Source organism: Psychrobacter sp. PSi21 (assembly GCF_054960615.1).
The window spans coordinates 71921-91585 of record NZ_JBHNYR010000004.1; the positions used below are offsets into that span (position 1 = coordinate 71921).

Annotated in this window: 14 protein-coding genes and 1 other RNA gene; 9 read left to right on the forward strand and 6 right to left on the reverse strand. The window is 47.2% G+C overall.

Annotated elements, in window-relative coordinates:
* Nucleotides 1-8: 8 nt before the first annotated feature.
* The 3 genes from ACFI32_RS03960 to ffs all read right to left on the reverse strand — a co-directional run bounded on the left by ACFI32_RS03960 (nt 9) and on the right by ffs (nt 3723).
* Nucleotides 9-2762: a M48 family metalloprotease gene (locus ACFI32_RS03960; protein ID WP_462625204.1), complete on the reverse strand. Its 2754-nt coding sequence runs from the start codon at nt 2760-2762 to the stop codon at nt 9-11.
* Between the two features lie 46 nt (nt 2763-2808).
* A complete protein-coding gene (locus ACFI32_RS03965; protein ID WP_462625205.1) occupies nt 2809-3405 on the reverse strand; it encodes a LemA family protein in 597 nt (198 codons plus the stop codon).
* A 221-nt stretch (nt 3406-3626) separates the two neighbouring features.
* Nucleotides 3627-3723: signal recognition particle sRNA small type (ffs, locus tag ACFI32_RS03970), an RNA gene on the reverse strand.
* 475 nt (nt 3724-4198) lie between these two features.
* On the opposite strand from ffs, the gene ACFI32_RS03975 reads away from it, so the two are divergent.
* Entirely contained in the window at nt 4199-4915 is a 717-nt protein-coding gene (locus ACFI32_RS03975; protein ID WP_462625206.1) for an SIMPL domain-containing protein, read from the forward strand.
* Nucleotides 4916-5035: 120 nt separating this feature from the next.
* On the opposite strand, the gene ACFI32_RS03980 is transcribed toward ACFI32_RS03975, so the two are convergent.
* Together ACFI32_RS03980 and glnA are read right to left on the reverse strand one after the other, a co-directional pair.
* Nucleotides 5036-5752 (reverse strand): DUF4124 domain-containing protein, encoded by a 717-nt coding sequence (locus ACFI32_RS03980; protein ID WP_462625207.1) that lies wholly within the window; start codon nt 5750-5752, stop codon nt 5036-5038.
* A gap of 255 nt (nt 5753-6007) precedes the next feature.
* Nucleotides 6008-7417, reverse strand: a complete 1410-nt coding sequence (glnA, locus tag ACFI32_RS03985) for a type I glutamate--ammonia ligase (protein ID WP_462625208.1) — start codon at nt 7415-7417, stop codon at nt 6008-6010.
* A gap of 593 nt (nt 7418-8010) precedes the next feature.
* On the opposite strand from glnA, the gene ACFI32_RS03990 reads away from it, so the two are divergent.
* From ACFI32_RS03990 to ACFI32_RS04005, 4 genes are all read left to right on the forward strand, one after another.
* The gene (locus ACFI32_RS03990) at nt 8011-8634 is read left to right on the forward strand and encodes an anthranilate synthase component II (RefSeq protein WP_462625209.1); all 624 of its coding nucleotides are present in this window, start codon (nt 8011-8013) and stop codon (nt 8632-8634) included.
* Nucleotides 8635-8719: 85 nt separating this feature from the next.
* Nucleotides 8720-9841 (forward strand): anthranilate phosphoribosyltransferase, encoded by a 1122-nt coding sequence (trpD, locus tag ACFI32_RS03995; protein ID WP_462625210.1) that lies wholly within the window; start codon nt 8720-8722, stop codon nt 9839-9841.
* A 39-nt stretch (nt 9842-9880) separates the two neighbouring features.
* Nucleotides 9881-10762, forward strand: a complete 882-nt coding sequence (gene trpC, locus ACFI32_RS04000; protein ID WP_462625211.1) for an indole-3-glycerol phosphate synthase TrpC — start codon at nt 9881-9883, stop codon at nt 10760-10762.
* Nucleotides 10763-10845: 83 nt separating this feature from the next.
* Nucleotides 10846-11577 (forward strand): Smr/MutS family protein, encoded by a 732-nt coding sequence (locus ACFI32_RS04005; protein ID WP_462625212.1) that lies wholly within the window; start codon nt 10846-10848, stop codon nt 11575-11577.
* A gap of 86 nt (nt 11578-11663) precedes the next feature.
* Here ACFI32_RS04005 and ACFI32_RS04010 read toward each other — a convergent pair whose 3' ends face one another.
* Nucleotides 11664-13601: a mechanosensitive ion channel family protein gene (locus ACFI32_RS04010; RefSeq protein WP_462625213.1), complete on the reverse strand. Its 1938-nt coding sequence runs from the start codon at nt 13599-13601 to the stop codon at nt 11664-11666.
* A gap of 323 nt (nt 13602-13924) precedes the next feature.
* On the opposite strand from ACFI32_RS04010, the gene ACFI32_RS04015 reads away from it, so the two are divergent.
* From ACFI32_RS04015 to ACFI32_RS04030, 4 genes are all read left to right on the forward strand, one after another.
* Nucleotides 13925-15835 carry a TonB-dependent receptor domain-containing protein gene (locus tag ACFI32_RS04015; RefSeq protein WP_462625214.1) on the forward strand — a complete coding sequence of 637 codons (1911 nt, stop codon included), beginning with the start codon at nt 13925-13927 and terminating at the stop codon, nt 15833-15835.
* 262 nt (nt 15836-16097) lie between these two features.
* A complete protein-coding gene (gene ahcY / locus ACFI32_RS04020) occupies nt 16098-17522 on the forward strand; it encodes an adenosylhomocysteinase (protein WP_462625215.1) in 1425 nt (474 codons plus the stop codon).
* 26 nt (nt 17523-17548) lie between these two features.
* The gene (locus ACFI32_RS04025) at nt 17549-18400 is read left to right on the forward strand and encodes a methylenetetrahydrofolate reductase (RefSeq protein WP_462625311.1); all 852 of its coding nucleotides are present in this window, start codon (nt 17549-17551) and stop codon (nt 18398-18400) included.
* A 326-nt stretch (nt 18401-18726) separates the two neighbouring features.
* On the forward strand, nt 18727-19608 hold the full coding sequence (locus ACFI32_RS04030) for a 16S rRNA (uracil(1498)-N(3))-methyltransferase (protein ID WP_462625216.1): 882 nt from the start codon (nt 18727-18729) through the stop codon (nt 19606-19608).
* The last annotated feature ends 57 nt before the right edge of the window (nt 19609-19665 follow it).

The window sequence follows — 19665 nt, forward strand, 5'->3', positions numbered from 1 at the left end:
TACTGACATCAGTCTATCAATGTGCGCGTACCAATCCAGCGCTGGGAGCAGGCTGTCAAACAGTCGTACTCATCTTGGCTGATTATCGTATCGTGTAACATGATGGTGTGCAAGGTGCTTAGCCAGCGCCGATAGGTATTATAATCTATTTGCGCCCTTTTCTGCTGCAACTTCGCGGTCTCATTCATGGATGATTCGGGCTGCTGCGCCTCACACTTTGTCGGTATGCACTCAAGCAATGCAAAAAGCTGAATGCTGTTTAAATGCTGCGCGGTCAGCAATAGCCATTGCAAATTGGCATCACTTACGGCCTTGATATCTAAGTCAATTAAGCGCGCATGCCGCCGCAAGTCCAGCACAAAGTTGGCCTTGTCATCATTATTGCTTTCACTGCTACTACCATCTACTGACAGACGATATGCAAACAAAATCAGTAGCACCCGCTCAGGTGCAGCCAGCCCTTTAAATGTCAGTCCTGACGGATCAAGCTGAGCCATGATCTCTTGTAACCCAGCTTGCAAAAGCTGATCTTGTTGATCCTGTATCGAGACTGACATCTCATCATCTGCCATCGTACCGCCCAGCACATCATTCAATACAGGCCAGACAGTTTGTAACTGCAATGCTTGCCAAAGTGCCAGCAACGAAGCCTGCATGTGCGGACGAACGACATATCGCGGCGCTACCTGCTGATGCTTAGTGCTGCCAGTATTTGAATCATCATGAAAATCAAGCATATTGGTCAAAGACGTTGCCAGTTGCTGCTCCAAGCATGTCAGCAATCCTTGCTGGTAACGCAGCAACATAGTGCGGTATTTATGCTGCTTTTGATACGTTTGTATGATTTGATGATGATGGCTGTTCTCGCTATCACGCTGTGACTGTGACACTGCAGAGGCAGATAAGTCATGCTTTCCAAGCTGCGTACATGCTTTAACAATCAGTCCATGATCGAGCCGGCGGTCCAGATTAGCCACAGCTTCTAGCAGCGATTGGTCTATGGTATGCGCCAGTATCTTGTCTGATGTCTTCTGGGTATCGGTTGACGATTGAGTCGGCCGCATGCCCCAAATACCAGCCAGCCCATAAGTCGCTGCTGTCGATAACGCATGGCTTTGGTGGCACAGTAGCACCACCTCAATCAAGGCCAGCGCACCAAGGGGATGATAACTGTGATCAATCACACACTGCGGTAATGACACCTTACTGACATCATGCACACTCACTGCTGTATCTTTGGGCAGATTATCATGAGGCAGTGTCTGCCAAGGCTGTAGTAACTGATCCAGCCCTACTGCTTTTGGATCTACTTGCAGACGACCATCGACAATGACCTCTTGCTCTGGGGTAAATGTCAGACCCGCTTCAGCATCGTCTTGATCACTTGGTAACTCAGGCTGAGGCTTAGACTGCGTCATACTATCTGTCCAATCACCACGGCGGCGCTGGGCGTAGAGTTCTTTTATCTGCTGCTGGCGGCGGCGTGTGTCAACAGCCACCTGCTGCGAGAAGTCCTGATAATCCTCAGCGCTGATGCTTTGCATACGCTCTGCCAAGCTCGGATGGGTTGAAAACCAAGACACCTCACCCAGATCAGCACCGCTACTGGCAAAGAAAAAATGACTCAGACCATTCATATCGGCAACATACGACAGCCTTGAACCAAGCGCATCTTGATGAATCGTCTTTAGCGTCTCCAAAATCGCGGGGGATCGGGTCAATTGCACGCTAGTAGCATCGGCCAGTAATTCTCGCTCACGATTAAAGCTGTGCTTGATCAACTGCGCACTGGCCATGCTCGAGAAACTCAGCCCATGAATCAAAAGTCGCCACGGACTGCGCTCTATTGGCTGACCAAAACCAAGCGTACTCCCTTGTAACCGTGTCGGCGTCTGGTGCTGGCTCACAGATGACGACTGCTGCCAATACGCCACCCACTCGGCATGGGTCGTAAAATGTGCCGTTTGTGCCTCGGTAAACCGTGCTTGCGCATCAATATGACGCTGAGCGGCAGGTAACGATGTTTCTGATCGATCACCAAAATGGGCGCGCGTGGCAGTACTGACAATAGGGTCACTCCAGTCATAAAGCAGCTGCAACCCCGCCAGCACCACCATCAACTGTAGATTAAAGCGGGCATCACCGTGTTTGATGTGCCCATATTCGTGTCCAAGCAGACCATATAACCCTTCATCAGACAGCTTATCTAACGCTCCTTGAGTAACCACCATCACCATATCATGGGCATGGCGACCAGCGACAAAGCCGTTGACCCCCTGCTCGTTAGGCAGCACATACAATATGGGCATGCTAACGCCTGAAGCAATGGCCATCTGCTGCGCAAACTCATAATAGCGGCGATAAATAGGTGGAAAATCTGCTTGCGCGCGCACCGCAATATGCTGCACCGTATAACGCACAGGCGATGCAGGTTCATGTTGGTGCGCCACGCCTGCGCTATGCACCCACTCATCTTGGCTGTGGTCAACAAACAAGCGCACTGCTCCAATACGCTTAGCAATGGCTCGTCCACCAGCACGCAAACGACGATATTCCAGATAACTGCCCAGCAAAAAGCTAAGCAGTATACCCGCGACCACCACGACCATCACCCAATGATAAATACCATCGGTAAATACTGTTAGCAACAGTGCCATGATGCCCAGCGCCACCAGCATATGTGCCAATACAAACAAAAAAAACAGACCATACAGCAGTAAGCTGCGCCGTGTTCTGCTACGCTGCTCAGTAAAAAAATCCATCTGTTTCATCAGGTTACGCACCGCCACAATCTACCCACAATCTTCACTAACTAAAATCCACAACAGGCGCTTGCTCAATCGTTTTTTTATCGGCAAACACCAACGGACTGAGTGGTCGAAAGCCAAACATCGAGCTGATCACACTATTTGGAAAAATCTCGCGGTCATTGTTATAAAACATCACGCTGTCATTATAATGCTGACGCGCAAAACCAATCCTATTTTCGGTATTGGTCAACTCATCCATCAGCTCTTTGATCATACTGTCGGCTTTTAGCTCAGGGTACGCTTCGGCCACGGCATAAAACTGCCCCAGTGCCTTTGAAAGCAAACCTTCCGCTTGAGCGAACAGTGCCATATGTTCTAGTGACTCAGGCTGATGACCGCTGGCATCTTGCAAACTTTGCGCACGGTTGCGCGCACTGATGACCCGCGTGAGCGTTTCTTCTTCATGTGTCAGATAACGCTTGGCCGTCTCTACCAAATTTGGAATCAAATCGTGACGACGCTTAAGCTGTACATCAATTTGAGCAAAACCATTTTTGGCTTGATTGCGCGCACGTACCAATCTATTAAAGATTGATACGCCAAAAACGACCGTCAGTATCATAATAATAATGAATGACCATACAAATATCTTCATAACCTGTCCTAAGCCTACTTTATTAACCCACATCAGTAGGCTATATCTTAACGTATTGTTATAAGTAAAACTTAAATATTCATACAGAATGATGACGCGCTACGTATATTTTGGGCACAAAAAAGCCCAGTATCATTACTGGGGCATATCACCACACTGGGGAGACTGTTTGACTCTGATGCGTTACTGAGCAATTGACCAAATAACAGGCAAAAAAGCGACTCCATCAGCACATCCTCGGCACACATCAAATCTATTACCGTTGCTACCTTCCGGTCCTGGCGGGATTCATAGAACAATGTTGCGAGGCTACCAATGGAGCCACCAGTCACGAATTATACAAGAATTTTTCAGTATTGCAACCCCTACTGTAAAATAAATGCAATATTTGCGTTTTTGGCCTTTTCTAGGTCTAACCGTCACACATTGGGCATGTCATGATACCCCACCCATGAGTAAACAGTCGCCACGCAGCAGCTACTATTAACATGAACGATATGATAAACCGTATCAATAATCATCAGCCAGCGGTCACCGAATTAAGAAAATACACAGCCACCCTGTGCGCCGTACACACCGCAGCAACCATGCTGACAAAAATATTACAGATGGATGTTTGGTGTTTGCTATTTTAGATAAAGGATTTTCGGTAATCACTGTTTGGTGGTATATCACCCCAACTGCTCATGACAGCATCGAGGGTGACCACCACTCACAAAACGCGATGATCTATTTTTTAATTGAGGATTTTTTTAACCATATTGCTTGACCCTATTTTATTAAGGAGACGATTATGACTACCCCATTACGCCACAAACTTGCTGCTTGCACGGGTGCTGCCTGCTTATTGACTGCCATGATGGGCAGCGCGCACGCAGAAACCACTGGCTACAATCAAGTCAGCTTCAATACGCAAGTCAAGTCTGAAATCCCTAATGACGAAGTCCGTGCCAGCCTATACAAAAAAATGCAAGCCACTAATGCCAAGACACTGGCAACCAATATCAACACCGTGGTCAATAATGCAATGGCTGTCGCCAAGCGCTATCCAAGCGTTACCGTCACCACAGGCCAGCAAAGTACTTATCCGCGCTATGATAAAAATGACAAAATCATCGGCTGGACAGGACAGGCCAATATTGACCTAAAAAGCACCGACTTTACCGCAACCAGTCAATTGATTGCCGACTTGCAAGAGACCTTGGTCATGGATAACTTAAGCTTTGGGGTGTCTGAGAAGAAAAAAGACAGCGTCGAACAACAGCTGATGCTTGATGCCTCAAAAGCCTTTCAAAAGCAGGCACGCGAGCTCACCACGGCATGGAACGCACGCGGCTACCGCATCGTCTCCGTCAATCTAAACTCAAACAACAACTATCCTGTACCCATGTATCGCGGTATGAGTATGAAGGCTGAGATGGCTGACGCCTCGGTGCCCAGCCAAAATTTTGAATCAGGTAATAGCACCATTTCTGTCACCGCTGATGGTACCATTGAGCTGAGCAAATAAGTGACAGCGTAAATCAGCATCATTATGAGCACAGCAAACAAGTCACAAAAAGGGCAGACATGGTTATTATGTCTGCCCTTTTGTTTATACGCTGATAACCGCTTTACTACCAAGCCTTCGTTATTGCGCTGTAGAATCATTATTGCCGCGCATTTTTAGCAACAGCTTTTGGTGCCACGGCAGGCGCTCATAAGCAAGCAGCTGCTCAGCCAGTTTCTTTTTACGCTGCAGCATCATAGTATTTTGAATGACATACACGGTGCGACTGATTTGTTGGCGCGTTTGTCCTGATGTGGTTGTCAATACCGCGCGAATATTGTGCGCGCCTGGCTGCAAATCTACTGTCGCAACAGAGGCACTAAGACCTTGCCCGATTTGTTCATCATCCAAGTAAATATTGACGTTATCACCGTTTTGCAGCGCAGGCTGCACATCAAGTGCAATGACGATACTTTGTGCTGGGCGCTGATAAGCACGCTCGGTGCTGGGCTCAGTCATCGCCATTTGGTAGTTGATGCTACGTGTTGGTCTTGTGGTCGTAGGTGCTGGTAAGTCAGTGTTACCTCGGGTTTCAGTCACTGGTGCTGGCACCTCACTGCTGGCACCTGTACTCACACTGGTCTGACTCACCTGCTTGCCTGCCTGCTGCTCGTATGACTGCGGGCGATCGGTAAAGGTCACCTGCCCTGTTTCTTCATCCACAACTTTATAAATCGGTGCGGCACTCAGCATGGGCGCATAGAACATACCAGCAGCCGTCAATACACTGGCACAAAGGCTTAGTGAAGCGCGCTTTTTGGCACTCAAGGGTTGTGATCGTTTGGAAAATAAGTACATCGTCAGTCCACCTAATTAAGTCAAATAAGCACGCATCAATGCCAGTCAGCAAGCGTAGGGTTCATGGCTATTATGCGGCATTTTACTGATAATTTCTCAAAGAATGCGACAATGGCTCATAAAAAACCCCAGTCAAGTTATCCTTAACTGGGGGTTTTTTGCTGTAAATACAATAGAAAGTGCATGCTTTGGTGCGCCTTCTGGCGTATTTATCATGATCTGCCTATCACGTCACCGCTATAGGCAGACTGTCAATTAGCAGCTGTAGTACATGTCAAATTCAACAGGATGTACAGTGACATTCAAACGTTGTACTTCATCTTCTTTCAGCGCGATAAAGGCTTCTAGCATGTCTTTGGTAAACACATCGCCTTTTAACAAGAAGTCATGATCGTCTTTTAATGCTTGTAGCGCAACATCTAGACTCTCTGCAACCGTTGGGATTTGTGCTTCTTCTTCTGGTGGCAAGTCATACAAGTTCTTGTCAGCAGCTTCACCTGGATGCATTTTGTTCTGGATACCGTCAAGGCCTGCCATGAGTAGCGCTGCAAATGCTAAGTATGGGTTCGCCGTTGGATCTGGGAAACGCGCTTCGATACGTACCGCTTTTGGACTTGATACGTGTGGCACACGAATAGACGCTGAACGGTTCGACGCTGAATAAGCAAGCTTAATCGGTGCTTCGTAATGCGGTACAAGGCGCTTATAGCTGTTCGTTGATGGATTGGTAATCGCATTCAACGCACGGGCATGCTTGATGATACCGCCAATGAAGTACAATGCCGTTTCAGACAGACCCGCGTACTCATCGCCAGAGAAGGTGTTGACACCATCTTTTGAGATGGACATATGTACGTGCATACCTGAACCATTGTCACCAACGATTGGTTTTGGCATAAAGGTCGCTGTTTTACCAAACTGGTGCGCCACGTTATGAACCACATATTTTAATTGCTGAACTTCATCTGCTTTACGTACCATCGTGTTGAAGGCAACACCAATCTCAGACTGGCAAGACGCCACTTCGTGATGATGTACTTCTACGCGGCCTTCACCAACGATCTCTTCGATACGTTCACACATGACAGAACGCATGTCGTGTGAGCTGTCAATGGGTGGTACTGGGAAATAACCGCCTTTAACACGTGGACGGTGCGCCATGTTGCCCCACTCGTACGACTCATTGGTCGACCATGCGGCTTCTTCAGCTGTGATCTTGTGACTCACGCCAGACATATCGACTGACCATTTCACATCGTCAAAGACAAAGAATTCTGGCTCAGGGCCAAAGTAAGCCGTGTCACCGATACCAGTTGATTTTAAATATTCTTCAGCGCGGTGGGCGATAGAGCGTGGGTCACGATCATAGCCTTGTAGCGTTGATGGCTCGATGATATCGCAAGTCACAACCACAGTAACCGCATCAAAGAACGGATCGATAAATGCTGTCTCTGGATCAGGACGCAAGATCATATCAGACGCTTCAATGCCCTTCCAACCAGCGATAGATGAACCATCAAACATTTTGCCATCTTCCATGACATCTTCATCGACAGTCGATGCTGGGAAGCTGATGTGCTGCTCTTTACCGCGGGTATCGGTGAAACGAAAATCAACCCATTTCGCATTAGAGGATTGGATAAGATCTAGTAGTTTATTCGACATGAATGGTCTCCCTTATGATTGTCGTATATGTTTTATTTGTTGACCTCGTAGCGTGGTGACGCATCTTGCGTGTCTGCTACATCACCTAGCGCTGTGTCCATCGTTATGATCCTGCTTATTGCGTAGATTAGTCTACCAATATTTGCCTAACCATGCTGGACTGTTATTGATTTTAAATCAAGTAAAATCCTATTGCAGCCATAGGTGCAAACGCTATGCCAATTTATAACAAGGGCGGATTGACGACAAAATAGCCGTTTATTAATGGATTTTACGTGTTTTTGTAAGACAGCTGTTATTTACCTGTTTCTTTTTGGTGCTTCAGAACCAAAATAGGGCGTTTTTTAAGAAATCGCACTTATTTGGTGCGTTTACAAATTTACTATTATCACCATTTAATAACTATTGCACAGGGCGACAAATAAATACCATCATCAAGGCAGCATGACTCAAGTCGCGCTACCTTGCAGTGCTTGATAGCACGATAAATAATGGTAAGATACCCTATCATCACGGCGTGACAGCGCATTGACTGCACACGTGATGTGACTGAATACTCAACAATATATAAAAGCCTATAGGTTGGAACAATAATGATTCTGATGATCGATAATTACGACAGCTTTACGTACAATATCGTACAGTATTTCGGTGAATTGCAGCAGGACATCACCGTCTGGCGTAACGATCAGGTGAGCATTGATGACATCAAAGCACTGGCACCCGATGCGATTGTGATTGGTCCTGGCCCTTGTGACCCTGATCGGGCGGGCATCTCTTTGGCCGTGATAGATACCTTTCAGGGAGAGATTCCTATTTTGGGCATCTGTTTGGGGCATCAAGCTATTGGGCAAGCTTTCGGCGGTCACGTGATTAAAGCAGGTCAGGTGATGCATGGACGCTTATCAAGTGTGTATCATAATAATAAAGGGGTGTTTACCAACCTCCCTAGTCCATCGCAAGTGACACGCTATCATTCTTTAGTAGTGGATAAAAACGATTTGCCTGACTGTTTGGAAGTGACGGCGTGGACTCAAAATAACGATGACAGTATCGAAGAAATCATGGGCTTTCGCCATCGTGAGTTTGCGATTGAAGGGGTACAATTTCACCCCGAATCAATATTGAGTGAAGCGGGTTATCAGCTGCTGAATAACTTTTTGCAGCAGCATGATTTGGCAGTATTAAGCGCTGATGAGCTGCCGCAAGTGGGCTAATAGTGGCGCAGCAATCCAGCTGTATTTGACAGCATCCTATATAACAATGAAATCACATAGATAAAATAACTGAAGCGAGACCATAATGAGTACAGCAACAGCAGAGGACGCCCTCACACCAGAACACATTACCCAGATGTCTGATGACGACATACATAAATTACTCACCACAGCGCTGGGCAGAATTTTTCAACATATTGATCTGACCTTTGATGAGATGCGTCAAGTGATGCTAATCATTATGCAAGGCCGATGTAGCGATGCGCTGATGGGGGCGGTATTGACTGGCCTGCGCATGAAAGGCGAATCTATCGATGAGATCACAGCGGCAGCAAGCGCCATGCGTGAATTGGCCGATAAGATTGAACCAACAGATTGCCCGCATTTGGTGGATATCGTCGGTACAGGCGGTGACGGTGCCAACTTGTTTAATGTCTCCACCGCGTCCGCTTTTGTCGCCGCTGCTGGCGGTGCGCAAGTCGCCAAGCATGGCAATCGCGGCGTCTCCACCAAATCTGGCAGCTCAGACTTACTTGAGCAAGCGGGCATCAGTCTTGGGTTGACGCCAGATCAAGCGCGGATGTGTATTGAAAATCAAGGCGTGGGCTTTTTGTTTGCGCCCAACCATCACAGCGCTATGCGACACGCCAATCCCATCCGCCGCGAGCTCAAAGCACGCACGATTTTTAATATTTTGGGGCCGTTGACCAACCCTGCCAGCACTCCAAATCTGGTCATTGGTGTCTTTACCGCTGAGCTGTGTGAACCACTGGCTAAGGTGATGCAAAACCTTGGGGCACGCCATGTGATGGTAGTCGGAGCAAAAGATGGTCTTGATGAAATCAGCCTTGCCACGTCAACCACGGTCGCTGAGCTCAAAGACGGCTCGGTCACTGTCTATCAGCTGAACCCCGAAGATGCGGGGATCGAATCGCAAAGCTTGTTCGGACTCGATGTCAGCTCACCGAGTGATAGCCTTGAGCTGATACGCCAAGCGCTGGCTGGTACAAAAACCACTGACCACGCCGTACTCAAAGCACGTGATATGATCGCACTCAATGCAGGCGCAGCCATCTATACCTCTGGTGTGACCACCACTTATGCAGATGGTGTCAAACGTGCGCAAACGGTCATCAACAACGGTGAGGCGTTAGCCAAGCTTGAAACACTGGCCGACTATACACAAACGCTAGTGACCACGGCCTAGCCCACTGTTGACTTACTCCGACCCAATGAAGGCACCACCATGACCACGACTACCCAAGCAAACGCGGCTATTCCCTCTGTATTACAGCGTATTGTGGCAACCAAGCAGCAAGAAGTTGAAGCGGCACGGTCCATATTACCGCTTGCCGAGCTCAAAGCCCAAGTACAGGCCAACCAGCACCCACGCCGCGGCTTTGCTGAAGCACTGCGCGGCGCTGATATTGGCGTCATCGCTGAAATCAAAAAAGCCTCACCCTCTAAAGGCGTCATTAACCATAACTTTGACCCCATCACTTTTGCACAGCAATACCAAGCGGCAGGCGCCTGCTGTCTGTCGGTATTGACCGATCGTGATTATTTTCAGGGCGATGATGACTATCTCAAACAGGCGCGTGCCAACTGTACCCTACCAGTTTTACGCAAAGATTTTATGATTGATGTCTATCAGATTTATCAATCGTATCTGCTGGGCGCCGACTGCGTGCTTTTGATTATGGCATGTTTGGATGATGTTCAAGTACGCACCTTGCACGCCCTAAGCACCGAGCTTGGCATGGATGTACTGATCGAAATCCATACCGACTCTGAGCTTGAACGTGCTCTACAACTGCCGCGTTCAGCGCACAATATTTATGGTGTCAACAACCGTAACCTTAACACCTTTGACGTCGATTTGCAGACGACACTAGATTTGCAGCAGCACTTATTGCAAGCACTGGGCGAAGATATCGAGCGTACCAGCGATACTGATGTAACCAAGCCACTGATCGTTACCGAAAGCGGCATTCATGGTAGTGATGACATTCGCTTAATGCTGGATCATCAGATCCGTCATTTCTTGATCGGTGAGCAATTTATGAAGACCGACCACCCTGGTCAAGCGTTACAATCGGTACTTGCGAGCGTCTCGACGAGCGCGTAAAGTATGGCGTTACGGTCTATCAGACAATCAGATCCATCCGTTTTTTTACCTTATCCACTCATTAATCAGATACGTTAACTTCTATGGCAAATTCTCTATTTTCAAAAGAAATGCAAGACCAACTCAAAGAGCTAAAAGGTCAACTCTCCAAAGGTCGTGACACCACAGCCACTGACGGTGAGCACCAAAAGCCTACCGATCCTGTCGCACTACCAACCCAAAAGCAAGTCAAAAAAGCAGTCAAACGCTTGGATAGTGAACATGTCGATGATGACAAAGTGCTGTTTATGCAAGCCATGCATGGCGTTAATCCGTTAGAAGATAAAAACGTTCGCACACAACAAAATGCTGGCAAATCAAGCAAACCTGATGCGACCACACTCTCAAAACGCGCCGCTGCGCAAGGCAATGCTGATGGCGACCTAAGCGCAGGCTTATCTGATATGAAAGCGCTACTTAACCCTGTCGCGGGTGAAGCTGTCTTATCATACAAGCAGCCAACGCTACAAAACAAAATTTTCACGCAACTCAAGCAAGGTAAACTGCGCTGGTATGACGCAGTCGATATTCATGGCTGCACGATCGAAGAGGCACGCGCGGCAATGACTCAGTTGCTGGTACAAGCCAAGAACAACAATGAAACTGTCGTTAAAATCGTGCATGGCAAAGGCAGCGAAGCAATTTTGAAAACCTGTGTGAACGGCTGGTTGCGCCAATTGCCTGAAGTATTGGCCTTTTGTTCAGCGCCACCAAAAGATGGTGGTAATGGTGCGGTATTGGTACTGCTCAAAAAGTCTAAAACTGACAGCGAATAATAGGCTGACTCATAGCGTGATCACTCAATCACAAAAAAGGACGGCATACGTGCCGTCCTTTTTTATGTTGCTTATTATGCCTGCTGCTATTGTTCATCAGTCACGGTTGCATGCTTTTTTTGCGGTTGGCCAAAGCCCATCGTTTTCTTTAGGCGTTTAAAATGCCGCTTGGCAATGGCTTCAAGGTTGTCCTGATAGTACACCTGATGACTGGCTTGTTTATTGTCGTCACTGACCTGCTTGCTATCCACTGTCACATGATCAGATTGACTTGAGGGTTGATTACCCTCTTGATCATCATGGTTGTCAATATTATCCTCAGCGGCTTCATCACTGACAGCCTCTTCTCGCGTATCTTCGCGATGATGATCAATCTCATTTTGATTGACAATCAATTGCTGCGTAGGTAAGGCGTGCTCCACTTTGTATTTGGATACCTTGTTTAGTACATCAACGAACAGTTCGTTTTGCTTGTCATAAAACTCTATCACGTCAGCTGCATTGAGATAGGCTTGAAACTGAACGACGTAGCAGTCTTGGCGCAGCTCTGAGATATGGACTTGATTCCACTCTTGGTTGGTCAAACGATGCTCACTTATAAACGTATTTAAATCCTTGACCATTTTGAACACCACCTCAATATCGGCGGTGCGTTTTAAATACAACTTGTGGTAAAACTGAAACATATCACGAGCGGTGAAGTTTTCAATTTGCATTGATGAAAAATCGCCATTAGGTACCGTCACAATCGTCCGTGATAAGGTACGCACACGTGATGAGCGGATACCAATATCCACAACCGTACCCTCATACGTGCCAAACTTACAATAATCGCCGATACGTACTGGCGAGTCTGCGACCACCACCACACTACCGACGAGATTTTCGATGGTCTTTTGGGCACCAAGGGCTAAGGCCAAACCACCCACACCTAAAGCGGCAATACCTGTGGTCAAATCAAAGCCCAAATTGCCAAATATGACAATGACAGCAAATATCAACAATAACGCTTTAACGACTTTTCGCAGCAGGCCTAAGATAGACACACGCTCAATATGGTTTCGTCGATAGCTTAGGTTTTCAGCGCGGCTAAAGATGGCATCTATCACGCGCAGCAACAACCACGTCATTGCCAGCCAAGAGGCAATCTCAGTGAAGCGATTGACAGGCTCACGCAGGATCACTGTCACCCCTGCATAGACCATCACCTCTGACAGTATCAAGGCCATAATGACCACCGCCAGCGGTAAAATCACTCGGCTTGGCAGTGGTAGTTGGTTACCACGCAAACGTGGATATACCAGCTTCATCAGGTGATACCACAACCATACCGCCACATAGGTCAGTATAAAACTACCAATAATGATGACAATAGTGGCGATCAAATCTGTCAACTGATAACCAAATACTTTTTTGTCTTGTAAAGATTCGGCGGTATAACGGGATACCAAAGTTGGTTCAGTATTTTGAATCACATCCGCAAGCGGCGTCAGCGTTTCTTTAGAAAATTGCCAGTACTGCGCGCCATTTCTGGCCACCACGCGCTCAAGTAGCAACGAGATATTTTTATCACCGATATTGATCTCACCGACCTTTTCTTGGCTGGGCGGCAGTTGATCGGCCAAATTCCCTTCAGGAACATTACTCAACTGCAAATCTGTCTGAAAGCGGCCACCAGCATCCAGTGCCTGCTTAAATTGTCTGACTACGGTGGCAGGGTTGTCCGCTTTGGACAAATTTAAATAATTACTTGCCAGCAAATAGTCATTATCACCAAGCGCGCTAATAAAACCTTGTATAGTCTGGCGCGGCGTGTCTCGGCCAAATGGGTCTGGCGCGGTACTCCCGCTCTCAGCACTTGTCGCCTCACTACCACTATCCCCTAAGCCAAGCATCCCGCCCTCTGCTGCTAGGCTCACTGCTGGCAGCATTAGACTTAGCGACAGCAACAACAGTGATACCACCCGAAGCGGCGCTTTGATACAGACAGATGCGAGGGCACCTAGACAACGCTCAATAGACAAAACAAACCTCTTAACCAAATCGACCTAAAATATTACCTTGCATCTTAAGCCATTCGGCTGAGAATAAAAACTACCAGACACAACAATCTTTGCTTTTGGCAATATAGCGCTGGCAGAAGGCATAACGCTGACATAAATATTGATAAACGCGGCCATATATCAGTCATGAAATGTATTCAGCTTACTGTGAAGAAACATTAGTTTAAATTGGTTTATAAATAGTTACACTTTGTAGATAATGAGTGCAGTTTGATGCGTCACCTTGTTTTTGTAACGCATCAGTGTCGCTTTCGTACGGTTATCTTCTCATTTTGGAACTGATTATGGCTTTATCACCTTTGTCTTCTACACCTTATCTGCGTCTGTGTGTACTCAGCGCCCTTGGTATACTGGCCGTCAATGCGACTGCACACGCAGCAGAGGCTAACAATAATAACGAGATGCCTCACGTTGAGCTGGATACCATCGTGGTCACTGCCACCCGCACCCCTACCAAAATCAGCAATGCCATTGCCCAAACTCGTGTGATTGATGAAGAAGAGCTCAAGCGTTATCAGGGTCAAAGCGCTCTTGATGTCCTACAACGTCAGCCGGGGGTAACGTTTAAGAAAAATGGCAGCTTGGGCACGGTGTCCAACTTTTATATGCGCGGTTATGATAACAAGCAAATTTTGGTTTTGATTGATGGTATACGTTACAGTTCCATCAGCACAGGCGGCGCAGCACTGAATTTGCTGCCAGCCGAACAAATCGAGCGTATTGAAGTGTTGTACGGCGCGTCAGGCTCGAGTATTTATGGCTCAGATGCCATGGGCGGCGTGATTCAAATCTTTACCAAAGGCAGTAACGTCTACAACAACAATTTTTCTGTGACCGCAGGGGCTGGCTCACACGACCATTATACCTATGGCGCCAATGCACAAGTCACCAACGGTCAAGGTACAACGTTTAGTCTTGGTGCCAGCCATAACGAAACCAAAGGCATCAATGCCACATTACCTAATGCTGATGCTGTTCAAGGTTATTCTTTGTACCATAAAGACAATGATGGCTTTGAGTCTGACAACTTTAGCTTCGCACTAAATCATCGCTTTGGCGACCAATTACTGATGGGTACCAGCGGCCTCTACAGTAAATCAACCACCGAGTATGACAACGGTGCAATCGACAACGTCTATTCAGATCAAGAAAACGGTGCCATGCAAGCGTACGTTGATTGGCAATATATGCCTGATGCCTCCGTCAAACTACAATATGGTCGCTCTACAGATAAGATTGAATCTTTTGACGGCTATCCTGGTGTGTTTGATACCACCCAAGACCAATTCACCTTAGTCGGTAAAAATAAGCTGGCCATGGGACAAGGTGTCTACGGTCTAGAATATTTAGAACAAGATATTGATAGTACCGTTAATTACGACGTAGACAGCCGTAACGTAAAAAGTGCCTTTGCCGGCTATGTGGTTGCCAATGATCGCTTCGATGGCCAAGTCAATGTGCGCTATGATGATAACTCACAATATGATGATGAAACCACCTATAATCTAGGCGGCGCGATACATCTCAGCCCAGATTTCCGCATTGGTGCAAATTATGCCAAAGGTTTCCGCGCACCAGTTTTTAATGAGTTGTATTACCCAAACTCAAGCAATCCTAATCTAAAGCCTGAAGCCAGTGATAATTATGAAGTATTTGCGCAGTATGATGCTCAATACAATACCGTCTATCACAGCACTCGCCTCACCGGCTATCGCAATGATGTGGACAACCTAATTGCTTATTCTAATTCCCAAAGAAAAAATATTAATATTAACGAAGCCAAAATCGAAGGTGTGTCATTGACCTCTGATTGGGAAATGAATGACTATCTGTTTGGTGGCAGCTATGACTACCAACAAGCCAAAGACAACAGCGGCGGCAGTAACGATGGCAATTTCTTACCCATTCGCCCTGAACACAAAGGTTTGGTGTATGTCGGCTACCGTCTACCTAGTCTAGAGGTACACGCTGAATATGAATATGTTGGTAATTATTATGGCAACCTCACCAACACTGATATCCAAAAAGTTGAGCATTACGGCTTACTAAACATCAGCGGTAACTACGAGCTGTCAGACAACCTCTCTATGAGCGCACGTCTCAACAACTTAACCAATGAAAAATACGTTACCGTTCCAGGCTATAACACCGATGGCACCAACTTCTTTACCTCATTGACATACAACTGGTACTAAATACGGACGGTGGATAGTGACCGCCAAAACCAACTGTCAAACGATATATAAACCAAAAGGTCGCCTACGGGTGGCCTTTTTTGCGTAGGTGACAAAGCGCGCACTATCGATTACAATAACCGCGCCGAGAGGTGTTGCGTCATAGCGTATTTCTCTATGTCAGGCTCGGTAGCACAGATGGTTTGATGCCTTCTTTTGCAAAACAACGGCACCTGCGTTTTTATTCTTTTTATCATACGTTAACCACTGATAGGAGCATATTATGGACGCAGTGTCTACGACCCCATCTGCCCATACCATCGATCCCACTTTCACTGACTATAAAGTTGCAGACATCAGTCTTGCCGACTATGGCCGCCGTGAAATCACTTTAGCCGAAGCCGAAATGCCAGCCCTAATGGGTCTGCGCCGTCGTTATCAAGACGAGCAGCCGCTCAAAGGCGCCAAAATCGTCGGCTGTATCCACATGACCATCCAGACAGCCGTATTGATCGAAACCTTGGTTGCGCTCGGTGCTGATGTACGCTGGACTTCTTGCAATATCTTTTCAACTCAAGATCACGCCGCCGCAGCCATTGCCGCCGCTGGTATCCCTGTTTATGCATGGAAAGGCGAGACTGAAGAAGAGTACGAATGGTGCCTGCGTCAGCAAGTACACGTGGGCGGTGAAGAGTCAGACGAGCTTTGGTATGCCAATTTGATTTTGGATGACGGCGGTGATTTGACCGCGCTGATCCATGACAGCTACCCAGAAATGCTCGACAGCATCCACGGTATCTCAGAGGAAACCACCACGGGCGTGCACCGCTTGGTTGACATGTTGAATAAGGGCACGCTCAAAGTACCTGCCATCAATGTCAATGACGCGGTTACTAAATCAAAAAATGACAATAAATACGGCTGCCGCCACAGCTTAAACGATGCCATCAAGCGCGCAACCGACATGTTCTTGGCAGGTCGCCGCGCCCTCGTTATCGGTTACGGCGATGTGGGTAAAGGCTCAGCACAGAGCCTACGTCAAGAAGGCATGATCGTCCGTGTTTCAGAAGTTGACCCTATTTGTGCCATGCAGGCTTGTATGGACGGCTATGAAGTGCTGTCTCCTTACATCGATGGTGACAACACTGGCGGTGCAGATAACATCAACACCCGCCTGCTCGAAGACACCGACTTGATCGTCACCACTACGGGTAACTACCATGTGTGTGACAAAAACATGCTGGCAGCGCTAAAGTCTGGCGCAGTGGTTTGTAACATTGGTCACTTTGACACCGAAATCGACACCCAGTTTATGCGCGACAACTGGCGCTGGTCTGAAATCAAACCACAAGTACATCAAGTGTATCGCTCAGACGATGACAATGATTACCTCATCTTGCTGGCTGAGGGTCGCCTTGTGAACCTTGGTAACGCCACAGGTCATCCGTCACGTGTTATGGATGGCTCATTTGCCAACCAAGTTTTGGCGCAAATGTATTTGTTCGAGCAAAAATTTGCCCAGCTGCCAACTGATGAGCGTTTTGACAGCTTATATGTCAAAGTCTTGCCGAAAAAGTTGGATGAAGAAGTGGCAGCTGCCATGGTTGCTGGTTTTAATGGTACACTGACTAAATTGACCTCAGAACAAGCCGACTATCTAGGCGTGCCTGTTGAGGGGCCATTTAAGCCTAACGAGTACAAGTACTAAATCATTGGTACAACACAAGGAGTGTGATCGTGAGTAAGCCCGCTTTTTCTTTTGAGTTTTTCCCTGCTAAGTCAGAACAAGGACACGAAAAGCTATTGGGAACCTATGACGAACTGAACAAACTGGCACCCGCTTATTTTTCAGTGACTTATGGGGCGGGCGGCTCAACGCGTAGCCGTACTCTAAGCATTGTCGAAGCACTGCGTATACGCGGTGAGACAGACATTGCGCCGCACATCTCTTGTATTGGTGATGATAAGGCAGAAATCTCAGAGCTGCTCGATCACTACAAAGCACTGGGAATCAAGCGCTTGGTCGCGCTGCGCGGTGATTTGCCATCAGGTCAGGTTGGTATGGGGCAGTTGCCTTTTGCCCTTGACTTGGTCAAGTTCATCCGTGAACAGACAGGTGATCATTTTCATATTGAGGTAGCCGCCTACCCTGAAATGCACCCGCAGGCACGCAATTTTGCCTTTGATATTGACAATTTGGTCAATAAATACCATGCAGGCGCTGATACAGCCATCACGCAGTTTTTTTATAATGCAGACAGCTATCTGTATTTGCGTGACGCGCTGGAAAAGCGCGGTATCGATATGACCACCAAGCCCTTAGTCGCAGGCATTATGCCGATTACCAATTCTAGCAGTCTGGTACGCTTTGCCGACAGCTGCGGCGCTGACATTCCGCGTTATGTGCGCAAACAGCTTGCTGACTTTGGCGATGATCGCCGTGCCATTCGAGAGTTTGGGTTTGAGGTTGTCTACCGCTTATGTGATCGCTTGATTGCTGAGGGCGTGCCTGCCATGCACTTTTATAGCATGAATAGGGTCGAACCCAACAAGCGTCTAGTCGAAGCTTTAGGGTTGGTAGACTGAACCTTTTGTGATCAACAATGTATCCTGTAAAAAACTGGCATTCCTAGGAATGCCAGTTTTTTGTTTTTAGGACGGGTCTAATGACTAAAATATGTTCATCGATAGACTAAAAAAGACACACGATCGTCAGAATAAACCGATATTCTCTGATAATAACTTTCATTTTTATCTGCTTTACTGTAGTGTTTTTAGCGTTATTTCCCTCTGTGCTGCTGTGGTTATTTCATATTATTGTCAAAATACAAACATAGCAGTATCATTCATACTTTTTTCATAGTCATCTATTGTGACAACCATTCATCCTGACAGACGAGGTCATCTACATCGTGCGACGTTTTTTTTACCCCACTGAAGCGCCAAATACTAGCGGTAATGACACTATTTTACCATTATCAGCAATAAATATTGGTGAGCGTGTTGTTTTAACCGAAAATATCGTTCATCATTGGTGTAGAGTTTTACGAGCAAATGTTGGCGAAAAAGGTGTTTTTTTTGATGGTTTCGGCGGCGAATATATTGTAGAGCTGACAGAAGTCGGCAAGAAAAGTGCAGCAGCGGTACTGTTAGCGCATGTATCGGGTGATCGCAGCCCAGCTATGACCAGCACCATTGGCTTGGTGATGAGTCGCGGTGATCGGATGGATTATGCCATTCAGAAGGCAACGGAGCTTGGGGTAACCGCCATTCAGCTGTTAAGCAGTCATCATGGCGAGGTATCTTTAAAACCTGCACAGGTAGACAAAAAGCTATTGCACTGGCAACAGGTCGCTATCGCCGCCTGTGAGCAATGTGGACTGAATCGACCGCCGCTGATCATTGCACCAAGGCCGATTAACGACTGGCTACAAAATCGCGCTGATACGTCTATGGATGCCGCGCTTCCCGTTTCACCGCTGGTCGCCGCGTTCAGCCTAGATGATTACTATCGTATGTTGTCTCAAAAACCTGATGTGCGCGTGATGCTGAGCGTACCCGCCACAGGACAACCAGCCATACCGCCAGAGCTGACTGACATGTTGGCACGAAAAATGCCACATATTGAATTATTGATTGGGCCTGAAGGTGGTTTGAGTCCAGACGAGCAAACCCACGCGCAGCGCGTTGGATTTTTGCCATGGCAGATTGGCAACCGTGTGCTACGCACCGAGACGGCACCTGTGGTGGCATTGGCGACGTTAAATGCACTAAGCATCGCTGGTATCAAATAGACTGTCAATCAATACCTAATTATTGTTAACACACCTTTAACCCATGCGTTATTTTTG